Raw genomic sequence first — 10395 nt, forward strand, 5'->3', positions numbered from 1 at the left:
GGATGCGTCTGATGCGCCCGATGTCAGGCTGAACAGCACCGTCAATACGAGGACGACACACAGCGCCGTGATTGCCAGCCTGGCCCGCCCCGAACGGTCGCCCTCGATCGTGCGGTTTTTCATAACGCCGAACTGGCCGGCAGCCGCATGGTCCGTCACATTCAGTCCTTGACCCGGTCGCCGTAAAGCGCAACCGCGAGGTCATGGATGGCATTCGTCGTGCGCGGTCCGAAGCCGAGCAGATATTGTCCGTCCATGCGGATGAGCGCCTTGGCTTGGCCCGCGGGCGTGGAAGCAATCGCTGGATGGGCAAACGGATCGACGTTCGCCGAAGGATCGCCACCGCCGCGATCCATCATCAGGATGACATCGGGCCTGGCGGTCAGCGCGGCCTCGTCGGAAAGCTGCTTGTAGCCGGAGAAGCCTTCGATCGCGTTCACGCCGCCGGCGAGCGAAATGATGCCGTTTGCCGCCGTGTCGCTGCCGGAAGCCAGGATCTTGCCGCCTTGCAGGCTGAGGATGAAAAGCACCCGCTTGCGCTCGGTTATTCCGTCGGTGAGTTTTTCGGCAGCTTGGAGCTTTGCAGCCACCGAATCCGCCAACGCTTCGGCCTTCGCATCGGTGCCGAGCGCTTTTCCGACAATCCGGATTTTTTCGATAATGCCTTCGCTGTCGAACGTCTCCGGCACTTCTATGAACGGAACGCTGGCCTTCTTCAGCACGTCGACCGCTTCTTTCGGGCCGCTGTCGGCAAGCGCCAGGATGCCCGACGGATTGACCGAGAGGACGCCTTCCGGAGACAGTGCCCGCATGTAGCCGACATCGGGGAGCTTCAGCGCCGCTTCGGGATAGATACTGGTCGAATCGCGTGCAATCAGCCGCCCTTCCTCGCCGAGCGCAAAGACGATTTCGGTGATCGAACCGCCGATCGAGACGATGCGCGACTTATCGGCAAATACTGTTTTGCCTTCTTCGGCATTCGCGGACGCGGCAGTTAGAACCGCGATCAGCGCGACGGCGCCAAGGCGCCGCATCAGAAGCTTCAAGCGCGACATGGCTTGCTCCTCAGGCGGCCGTGGATCGCGGAATGCGCGGCAGGTTTTCGGCGAGGAACCGCCAGTCGTCACGCTCGCCCTCGCCTTCATGGCGCTTGCCGAAGAACTGGATGATCATCTTTCCGTCAGCGCCATAGGCCTCGAGCGAGGTGACGTGCCCGTCCTTGGTCGGCTTGCGAACCGTCCACACCTCGGCGATGTGATCGGTCCTCAGATGCAGGTGGAATGTCTCGTCGAGAATGTTGATCCAAGGACCCATCGCCTTCACGTTCTGCACCGGCCCCGAATGGATCTGGATGCAGCCTCGATTGCCCACAAAGCACATGATCGGGATCGCGCCCTGGGCGGCGTGATTGAGCATCGCCGTTACCGCGTCGTTGTCGATCTGCCAGGCGTAGTCCTGACCGATCATCCGCACCGCCTGGCGGCGGCTCAGCTTCAATGAGCGCAGCATGCCAAAGAACTGATGCACGTCGGTGAGCTTGCTCCAGCGCTCGCGGAGATCGTCGAACGCCTGCGCGCCCGGCTGGGTCTCCGGCGCATCATCGTTCACCGGTTCGACTGCCACGCTCTGCGATTGGTCTGTCGAGGAGAGCTCAGCGACCAGTTTTTGATAGGCGTAGAGGCTGGAGGCGGGGCGCAGATGAACCTTGTGGACCGCCTCGCCCGAGGCGTCGAAGAACTGTAGGCTGCGCCTGATCTCGTCGCCGTCACGTTTCTCGACAGCGAAGCCATGCGCCCAGATTTTCGGAAAAATGCGCAGGTCGATATCTTCGCCCAGAACCATCGCATTGTGCGGGCCGATCACAACCTTGTCGTAGACGCCAATCTTTTCGTGGACCGCACTTTCGTTGCGGGTGAGCGCTATGACCTCTCCGACAGCTTCGAGACCGTTCAGAAGATCATTGACACGCGGGTCGATGCACTGAACGCCGTCACCGCAATGGGCCGCGACCAGTTCGGCTTCGGAGATGCCCAGCTGGCCCGCCAGATCACGCTCGCGCATTTTCGGATTATCGGCCCTCGCCAGACGGATTTCGTGCGGCGCGGGTTTGACGCGAGCGTCCATGGGAATGGCCCCTATTTGTTGAGAATGAGCTTGCCCTGGCGGGTGATCTTCAGGCGGTAGAGCGACCCGGCATGGCTGATGCCGATCTCGTGCTCACCCGAGAAAAGAGCCGAACTGGCGACGACCCGCGTCGGTCGGCGCATGGGGTCGACCTGCCTGGGCGCTTCGACCTGCGCCCTCCTGAAGCGATGGTGGAAATCGTCGTGACTGTGACTGTTCATGACCTTTGCGGCCCCTTTCCCGAACGGCTTTGGCCCGCTCGCCAGCCCCGGAAATATCTTGACTACAATCATCCGGTTTAATAGTCAGTGCAATACCGGAGTAATCAAGTCAAGATTTAAAAGCGCTTCGGGTTCAACCAATATGCCAGCAAGCCGCCGAGCCAGCCCGCATGAAAAAATACCGGAGAATGAGGGCTATGGGGCTGGTGGGCAGCGAGACCGTTCAGTCGGACAGCGGCGGTGCGGCGAGCATCGATACGCGTAGGGCGTGCGCGACGATGCTGCTGGCAAGCGTGGCGGCTTTGGCGCTCGGAGTTGGGACCGCTTCCGCCCAGGAGGCAGCCGATCCGGCAGCGGCGCAGGAATCGGCGAACACGTTGTTACCAGCCGAAGCGGCCACGCTTCTGGACAAGATCACAGTGGTGAGCCGCACCGACGAGAGCGCGATCGACAGTATGGCCTCGGTTAGCCATATCGGCGAGGAACAGCTCGAGCGCCGTATGGCCACGACGCCACAGGACGTTCTCTTTGGGGTGCCTGGCGTTGCGCTTCAATCGGATGCGAACCGAACGGCTTCAAGCGTGAACATTCGCGGCCTTCAGGATTTCGGGCGTGTCGCCGTCATCGTCGACGGCGCCCGGCAGAATTTCCAGCGTTCCGGACATGGCACGCAATCGATGTTCTGGCTTGATCCGGAACTGATCAAGCAGGTCGACGTGGTACGCGGCCCCGTGGCTAATACCTATGGCTCTGGCGCGATCGGCGGCGTCGTCTTCTACGAGACCAAAGACGCCGAGGACTTCCTGCGTGAGGGCGAAACCTGGGCCGCCTCGGCCACCGGTCGCTACGACACCAATGGCAAAGGCTGGACGACCAGCGCGACAGGCGCATATCGATTCAACGACGCGGTCGATGTGCTCGGCAATCTCGTCTGGCGTGACTTCGGCGACTACAAGGATGGTGGCGGCGAAGAGGTTCCAGGAAGTGGGTTCGACGTTTTGAGCGGCTTGCTCAAGGCGACAATCCGCCCGACCGAGTTGAGCGAATTGAAGCTCGGTTGGGTGGGCGCAGACGACAGCTGGACCGAAGGCCTCGACGCCTACGACATGGACGTGAAGCAGAATACCTTCACCGGCCGCTACCATGTCACCGACGAGGATGAGAGCTGGCTCGATCTGCACGTCAACATGGCGGTCAACAGGGCTGGCCTCGATCAGACCTATCTGCGGGACGTCCGGCAATTCGATTCCGAGACCGGGGGGCCGATCATCGTGCCTGCGGGTTCCCAGACGACCTACGATCTCGACACTTATGGCATCGACATTTGGAATACGTCGCGCTTCGAGACCGGGGCCCTGTCACATGAACTGACCTATGGCGGCGACTGGGTGAGCGATGACGTGGTGACGGCCAATGCCGGTGGCGGCATGGATGTTTACACGCCCTCGGGCAAGCGGCGGGTTTCAGGCGCCTACATCCAGGAAAAATTCACGTATGACTGGCTCGAGGTGATCGGCGCACTGCGCTACGACAGCTACCAATTGGACAGCGATGTCGGCGAAATCGAGGGCGACAGGATTTCCCCACGCATCACGGTGGGCGTGTCTCCGTTCGAGCAGATCGGACTCGCCGGCCTGCAAATCTACGGTACCTATGCTGAAGGCTATCGCTCGCCGTCGTTGTCGGAGACGCTGATTAGCGGACTGCACCCGAATGGCGTGGCTTTCCCGTTCCTGCCAAATTCGGATCTCCGCCCCGAGACCGCAAAGACGTGGGAATTCGGCGTGAACTACAGTGTTGACGGCGTCATCCAGGGCGACGACAGCCTTCGGCTGAAGGCCGCCTATTTCAATAATGACGTCGACGACTACATCGGCGGCGCGACGCTTTCAGCCTTCGACCCGACCGCTGATTGCCCGTTCGTCCCTGGCGCCATCCCGATCTGCTTCCAGTACCAGAACTTCGCCAACGCGAAGATCGCCGGATTCGAGCTGGAAAGCGTCTATGAGGCAGGCTGGGGATTTGCCGGGCTGTCGGTGTCCATCGTCGACGGGCACACCATCTCCTACGATGGCGAGCGGGAGGATCTTCTGACAATCCCCTCCTCACAAGTCACTGGCCAGTTGGGTTTCCGGTTCCTTGAGGACAAGCTGACCGTTGGCGGAGAGGTCCAGTACAACGGCAAGCCCGAGGGCAACCCGATCGCCGATAAATATACGCTGGTCAACGCCTTCGCGAGCTACCAGGCGACAGAGGATTTTAGGCTCGATTTCCGCGCCGACAATATTTTCGACGTCAAATACACCAACCCGCTGAACGCCTCCGCCACCGACATCGTCTACGAGCCGGGCGTCACGCTGAAGCTTGGTGCGACCATGCGCTTTGGAGGGTAACCAACGATGTTTCAGACGGCAGTGTTCATCCGATCCCTGGCCTGCGCAATGGTCTTGTTGCCCTTGGCTACGTGGCCGGCTCTGGCCCAGCAGAACGCACCCACCCCTGCCCTCACACTCGAACTCAATGGCGCGCAGACTTCAGACAAGGGCTGCCGCCTGACATTCGTGGTGAACAACAGTCTCGGAGCGGAACTCACGAAGGCCGCTTTCGAGATCGCGCTGTTCAACGAGGCCGGCGTAGTGGACCGGCTGACCGTGCTCGATTTCAAGGAACTGCCGGCCGGCAAGACCAAGGTGACACGGTTCGACCTCGCCGGCGTCGACTGCGCAGGAATCAGCCGCATCCTGGTCAACCACGCGACCGAATGCGCGGGCGAAGGCGTCGAGCCCACCGCCTGCCTGCGCAAGCTGAAGACCGCGGCCAAGTCCGACATCGCATTCGGCATGTGACGAGGTTTCCGTGGGAATGGAGCCAGCCTTTGCGCACAACTCCGGCACCTGGCCCCTGGCCGGCATGCACACGCTGCCGCTGGAGCCGGACGATCCGCGCCTGGCCATCCCGCACAATGCGTTCCCTGCCCGCCCAGTCCGGGAAGAGCGGTATGTCCTGACCTCTGACGCGGCTCTGGACAAGACGCCGGCCGAGCCGCTGGGTACCGGCAGCGCCGCCGGCAAACCATCGAGAAGTAAGCGCTGGAAGGCAGCGATCGCCGGCTCCTGCGCCTTCCACGCCGCAATCGCGCTCTGCTTTCTCGCCGGCATCGACGAGAGCGCGAAGATCGCCGGCGCGGATCAGGCCGGCATCGTGCAACTCGGCAATGCAAATGAAGATACAGCTGCGGCGGGAGAGATTGATCCCGCCGTCGCCGACGTAAGCATCATCACCATGCTCGACGCCAAGCCGGTGGAAACCGTCACCGCCGAGCCCGTCACCGACGCGAACGCGGCAGAGCCGGTGGAAACGGTGGAGCCCGCAGCGCCGGTGGCCGAGACGGTGGAACCAGTCGCGGAGGCGACGGTCGAGCCCGAAACACCGGCCCAAACCGCGCCTGTCGCCGAACCGGAAACTGTGGAGCCCGCGCCGCAGGAGACGGCGACGGCCGTGGCCGAGATGGCGTCGGAAATCCTGGCGACGGATACGGTGCAGCCGATAGACGACGAGAATATTGTGGCGCCATCGGCGCAGGCCGTCGAGCCGGCCCTTGAACCGACTGCGGAAGCAGCGCCCGCCGCGCCTGCCGAGCCCGTGACGGAGACGCCCGCCGGAACCATGGCCGAGCCCCTGCCTGAAGAAACCTTCGAAACGCTGGCGGCGGTCGCGCCGATACCGGAGCCGCGGCCCGAAGCGCCCAAGCCCGAAAAGCCGGTCGAGAAGAAGCGGGCGGCGGCGAAGAAAGAACCGGCAAAGCCGCGCGAGCAGAAATCCGCGGAAAAGCGGGTCGCCGGCTCCGGCGGGAACGCCAAGGCCGACGCCCGTCGCGGCGAAACGGACGGGCAGGCGAATGGAAAGACCGCCGCAAGGAGTAGGGGCGGCAACCGGCAGTCCGCCGCCGGAAACGCTGCTGTCTCAAACTATCCCGGCAAGATCGTCTCCAAGCTGCGCCGCGCGCTGCGCTATCCGGCCGAAGCAAAGCGCAACAAGCTGCGCGGCGAAGTCCGGGTTGCCTTCACGGTCTCCGCCGGCGGCGGCGTTGGCGGAGTGCGCGTCGTACGCAGCTCGGGCTCGCCGGTGCTCGACAAGGCGGCGGTCGAGACGGTCCGCCGCGCAGCCCCCTTCCCGGCCATCCCCGAAGGCGCCGGGCGCTCCAGTTGGCCGTTCACCGTGCCGCTGGCGTTCACGCGCTGAGCCGGCGAACTGGAGACAAGAATGTTCTGCTTGAACGCACTTCACGCAATCGCTGCTTTGCGGGGCGACGGGCTACGTCCCGAGTTCCTGGCGCTGATCGACCGCATTGAAGCGGAGCGCGCCGTCGCCGATATTGCGCTGCATCGCGGCGATGCGCAGATCCAGGCCGGTCCGAATCCGACGGGCTTTGTTGGAGCGGAGCTGCCGGACGGCGTGGTGAAATTCCCGCAGGCCGCCTGCGACCCCGATACATGGCCTGGCGCAAAGCCAGCCAAACGCACGATCTGAAAGGAATACCGATGTACATTGCAATGAACCGCTTCAAGGTCCAGACCGGTTCCGAGGAAGCCTTCGAGAATGTCTGGAAGGGCCGAGACTCCAGGCTTTCGGAGATGAAGGGCTTTAAGCAGTTTCATTTGCTGCGCGGTCCGGCCAACGAGGCCGAGGGCTACACGCTCTATGCTTCGCATACGGTCTGGTCGAGCTACGAGGACTTCGTCGCCTGGACGAAGTCGGAAAATTTCCGCGCCGCCCACAAGAATGCCGGAGCGAACAAGCCGCTCTACATCGGCCATCCGCAGTTCGAGGGCTTCAGCGTCGTCGAGGGAGCGTAGCCGCTCCCTCGCCTCCGTTCCTCAGGCCGCGGCCAGAAGGCTCGCATTGCCGCCGGCGGCGGTGGTGTCGACGCAGACAGCGCGTTCGTGGGCGTAGGCTGCCGGATAGAGGATTTCCGTCACCAACGGCACGATAGGCCCCTGCCGTTCGGCCAGCGCCTGCCTGATCTCTCGCGCCGGTTCGGCCGCGCCGGAAAATGCCACGACGTCGATACCGAGGGTTTTCAGCTGCGCCGGGTCCAAGATCCCATCAAGCGCCGCAATCGGCAGGCCTTTTCCGGTCAGCGCATTGAGCGCCGCCGGCGCGCCGGGCGCAACGGCGAGAACGGCGTTGCCGGCAGCCAGCGCCTGGACCGCCTGGGCAAGCAGCGTCTCGCTATCCGGCCCGAGACAAAGCACGCGCCCGCGCGGCAAAAGCGTCAGCGTGTTGGCCTCCCCCGTCGGTCCCGGCAGATCGACCGGGCCGAAATCGATGGCCGCCGCGGCGGCAATCGCCGAAGCGCCCTTTCCGCGCAGAAGCTTTCGCAAGGCCGCAATACGGTCGTCGGCGGCGTTCCAGCCGCCAGCGGACGGGTCGGGTAAAGCATCAGCCAGCGCTTTCGCCGGGAATTTCTTGCCGTGGCCGATCTCGCCGCCGGCGCTTTCCGAGCGCCGGAAGCGCCGCAGATAGTGCGGCCCGCCGGCCTTTGGTCCGGTACCGGAAAGCCCCTCGCCGCCAAAGGGCTGTGAGCCGACAACCGCGCCGATCTGGTTGCGGTTGACGTAGATATTGCCTGCATTAATGCCGTCGAGGATTTGCTGCACCCGCTCCTCGATGCGGGTGTGCAGACCGAAGGTCAGGCCGTAGCCCTTGCGGTTTATGGCAGCGATGACCTTGTCGATCTTGTCGGCATCGAAAGTCGCGACATGCAGCACCGGCCCGAAGATTTCGCGGTCCAGCTCCTCGATGCCCGAGACGCGGAACACATGCGGCGCGACGAAACGCCCGTCGGCGGGTGCGTCGAGCTTCGCGATCAGCTTGCCTTTCGCCTCCATGGCTTCACAATATTCGCGAATGGAGCTCTGCGCCTCCTCGTCGATGACCGGGCCAACATCGGTCGAGATAAGCCAGGGATCGCCGACATTCAGCGCCTTCATCGCGCCTTCGAGCATCTCCAGCATCTTCTTCTCGACATCCTTCTGGACGTAGAGGATGCGTAGCGCCGAGCAGCGCTGGCCAGCGCTCTGGAAGGCCGAAGCGAGGATGTCGCGCACCGCCTGCTCCGGCAGGGCCGTCGAATCGACGATCATGGCGTTCAGCCCGCCAGTCTCGGCAAGCAGCATAGCGTCCGGCGCGGCGGTCGTGGCGAGTTGTCTTTCGATCAGTTTTGCGACCTCGGTCGAGCCGGTGAAGCAGACGCCGGCGATGCGCGGGTCGGCCGTCAGCGGCGCGCCGACCGATGGGCCGTCGCCCGGCAAAAGCTGGATCACGTCTTCCGGAATGCCGGCCTTGCGCATCAGTTCGACGGCGCGCGCGGCAATCAGCGGCGTCTGTTCGGCTGGTTTGGCGATGACCGCATTGCCGGTGACGAGCGCCGCCGCGATCTGCCCCGTGAAGATCGCCAGTGGAAAATTCCATGGCGAGATGCAGGCGATGACGCCGCGCGCCTCGGTGCCTGCTTCGACGCTGGCCGCCTCGGCCGCATAATAGCGCAGGAAGTCAACCGCCTCGCGCACCTCGGCGACGCCGTCGGCAAGCGACTTGCCGGCCTCGCGGGTGGCGAGCGCGAAGAATTCGATCGAATTGGCCTCGTAGAGGTCGGCGGCGCGGCGCAGCATCTCGGCCCGCTCGGCGACTGGCCGCCTCGCCCATGCCGGCTGCGCCTCCACAGCGATGCGGACCGCGGTCGAAACCTGTTTGGCCGTCGCCTCGCTGATCAGACCGACAACATCCTTGGGCTTGGCCGGGTTGAGCATCGGGCGCTGTGCGCCGTATCCGGCCGCGCGCGACACCGGTTTGGCGGACCATTGCTCGGGGCCGGCGAAAGCACTCTTGCCCCTGTCGATCGCGGCGAGAACCACCGGGTCGGTAATGTCCCAGCCCCTGGAATTCGAGCGCGCCGTGCCGAAGATCGCCGACGGCTTCGGGATTGCTGGATTGGCCGCCGGGCCTTGCGTCTCCACCACCTCGAACGGGTCGCGGGCGATTTCCTCCGCCTTTACGTCTTCGTCCGTGAGCTGGTGGACGAAGGAGGAATTGGCGCCGTTCTCCAGAAGCCGCCGCACGAGATAGGCGAGCAGGTCGGAATGCGCGCCGACCGGTGCGTAGATGCGGCAGCGCGTGCCTTCGGCCTTGCGCACGGTCTCATGCAGTTGTTCGCCCATGCCGTGCAGGCGCTGGAACTCGAAGCTGTCGCGGTCTGCGGTCATCGACAGGATGGCCGCCACGGTGTGCGCGTTGTGGGTGGCGAACTGCGGATAGATGCGGTCGGTCATCGACAGCAGCTTCTTGGCGCAGGCGATATAGGAAACGTCGGTGTTGGCCTTGCGCGTGAACACCGGATAGCCGTCGAGGCCGAAGGCCTGCGCCCGCTTGATCTCGGTGTCCCAGTAGGCGCCCTTGACCAGCCGCACCATGATGTTGCGGTCAAGCCGCCTGGCGAGCGCATGGAGCCAGTCGATGACGAAGGCGGCGCGCGGCCCATAGGCCTGCACCACCACGCCGAACCCGTTCCAGCCTTCGAGCTCCGGATCGGCCAGCACGCGTTCGATGACGTCCAGCGACAAATCGAGGCGGTCGGCCTCCTCCGCATCGATATTCAGGCCCATGCGGGCGTGGCGCGCGGCCACCGCCAGCGACAGGAGGCGCTCGGCCATCACGGGCAGCATCTTTTCCTTCTGCGCCATTTCGTAGCGCGGATGCAGCGCCGAAAGCTTCACCGAAATGCCGGGATTGGTGCGGATATCAGGGCTGTTGGAGCCGCTATTCAGCGAGGAGATCGCGTCCGCATAGGCGCGATGGTAGCGCAGCGCGTCCGTCTCGGTCCGCGCCGCCTCGCCAAGCATGTCGTAGGAATAAAGGTAGCCCTTTGCGATCAACGGCCGGCCGCGCTTGACCGCTTCCGCGATGGTGCGGCCGAGCACGAACTGCTCGCCCATTTCGCGCATAGCCGCCGCCACCGCCTTGCGGATCACCGGCTCCCCCAGACGGGGGG

Annotated in this window: 9 protein-coding genes; 5 read left to right on the forward strand and 4 right to left on the reverse strand. The window is 64.0% G+C overall.

The annotated features are described in order from the left end of the window. Nucleotides 1–161 precede the first annotated feature (161 nt). From MAXJ12_RS15390 to hemP, 3 genes are read right to left on the reverse strand one after another with little or no spacing between them, the layout of a single operon-like run. Nucleotides 162–1055: a heme/hemin ABC transporter substrate-binding protein gene (locus MAXJ12_RS15390; RefSeq protein WP_008836835.1), complete on the reverse strand. Its 894-nt coding sequence runs from the start codon at nt 1053–1055 to the stop codon at nt 162–164. A 10-nt stretch (nt 1056–1065) separates the two neighbouring features. Further along, on the reverse strand, nt 1066–2124 hold the full coding sequence (locus MAXJ12_RS15395) for a hemin-degrading factor (RefSeq protein WP_008836836.1): 1059 nt from the start codon (nt 2122–2124) through the stop codon (nt 1066–1068). Between the two features lie 11 nt (nt 2125–2135). Continuing rightward, nucleotides 2136–2345 (reverse strand): hemin uptake protein HemP, encoded by a 210-nt coding sequence (gene hemP / locus MAXJ12_RS15400; protein ID WP_040586391.1) that lies wholly within the window; start codon nt 2343–2345, stop codon nt 2136–2138. A gap of 170 nt (nt 2346–2515) precedes the next feature. Between hemP and MAXJ12_RS15405 the strand changes: the two genes are divergently transcribed. Genes MAXJ12_RS15405 through hmuQ form a run of 5 tightly spaced genes read left to right on the forward strand, consistent with a single transcriptional unit; the run spans nt 2516 to nt 7201 of the window. Continuing rightward, a complete protein-coding gene (locus tag MAXJ12_RS15405) occupies nt 2516–4738 on the forward strand; it encodes a TonB-dependent hemoglobin/transferrin/lactoferrin family receptor (protein WP_244421498.1) in 2223 nt (740 codons plus the stop codon). A gap of 6 nt (nt 4739–4744) precedes the next feature. Next, entirely contained in the window at nt 4745–5191 is a 447-nt protein-coding gene (locus tag MAXJ12_RS15410) for a hypothetical protein (RefSeq protein WP_008836839.1), read from the forward strand. Between the two features lie 16 nt (nt 5192–5207). Beyond that, entirely contained in the window at nt 5208–6587 is a 1380-nt protein-coding gene (locus MAXJ12_RS38855) for an energy transducer TonB family protein (protein WP_008836840.1), read from the forward strand. Between the two features lie 21 nt (nt 6588–6608). Next, nucleotides 6609–6875 (forward strand): hypothetical protein, encoded by a 267-nt coding sequence (locus MAXJ12_RS15420; protein ID WP_008836841.1) that lies wholly within the window; start codon nt 6609–6611, stop codon nt 6873–6875. Nucleotides 6876–6886: 11 nt separating this feature from the next. Next, nucleotides 6887–7201 carry a heme-degrading protein HmuQ gene (gene hmuQ, locus MAXJ12_RS15425; RefSeq protein WP_008836842.1) on the forward strand — a complete coding sequence of 105 codons (315 nt, stop codon included), beginning with the start codon at nt 6887–6889 and terminating at the stop codon, nt 7199–7201. A 21-nt stretch (nt 7202–7222) separates the two neighbouring features. Here hmuQ and putA read toward each other — a convergent pair. Continuing rightward, a partial coding sequence (gene putA, locus MAXJ12_RS15430) for a bifunctional proline dehydrogenase/L-glutamate gamma-semialdehyde dehydrogenase PutA (RefSeq protein WP_008836843.1) occupies nt 7223–10395 on the reverse strand: 3173 nt, incomplete at its 5' end.

The sequence above is a fragment of the Mesorhizobium alhagi CCNWXJ12-2 genome (genome assembly GCF_000236565.1).
Classification (GTDB): Bacteria; Pseudomonadota; Alphaproteobacteria; order Rhizobiales; family Rhizobiaceae; genus Allomesorhizobium; species Allomesorhizobium alhagi.

Coding starts and splice junctions, on each gene's coding strand:
- MAXJ12_RS15390 (WP_008836835.1), bottom strand. CDS start 1,055: ATGTCGCGCTTGAAGCTTCTGATGCGGCGCCTTGGCGCCGTCGCGCTG.
- MAXJ12_RS15395 (WP_008836836.1), bottom strand. CDS start 2,124: ATGGACGCTCGCGTCAAACCCGCGCCGCACGAAATCCGTCTGGCGAGG.
- hemP (WP_040586391.1), bottom strand. CDS start 2,345: ATGAACAGTCACAGTCACGACGATTTCCACCATCGCTTCAGGAGGGCG.
- MAXJ12_RS15405 (WP_244421498.1), top strand. CDS start 2,516: ATGAAAAAATACCGGAGAATGAGGGCTATGGGGCTGGTGGGCAGCGAG.
- MAXJ12_RS15410 (WP_008836839.1), top strand. CDS start 4,745: ATGTTTCAGACGGCAGTGTTCATCCGATCCCTGGCCTGCGCAATGGTC.
- MAXJ12_RS38855 (WP_008836840.1), top strand. CDS start 5,208: ATGGAGCCAGCCTTTGCGCACAACTCCGGCACCTGGCCCCTGGCCGGC.
- MAXJ12_RS15420 (WP_008836841.1), top strand. CDS start 6,609: ATGTTCTGCTTGAACGCACTTCACGCAATCGCTGCTTTGCGGGGCGAC.
- hmuQ (WP_008836842.1), top strand. CDS start 6,887: ATGTACATTGCAATGAACCGCTTCAAGGTCCAGACCGGTTCCGAGGAA.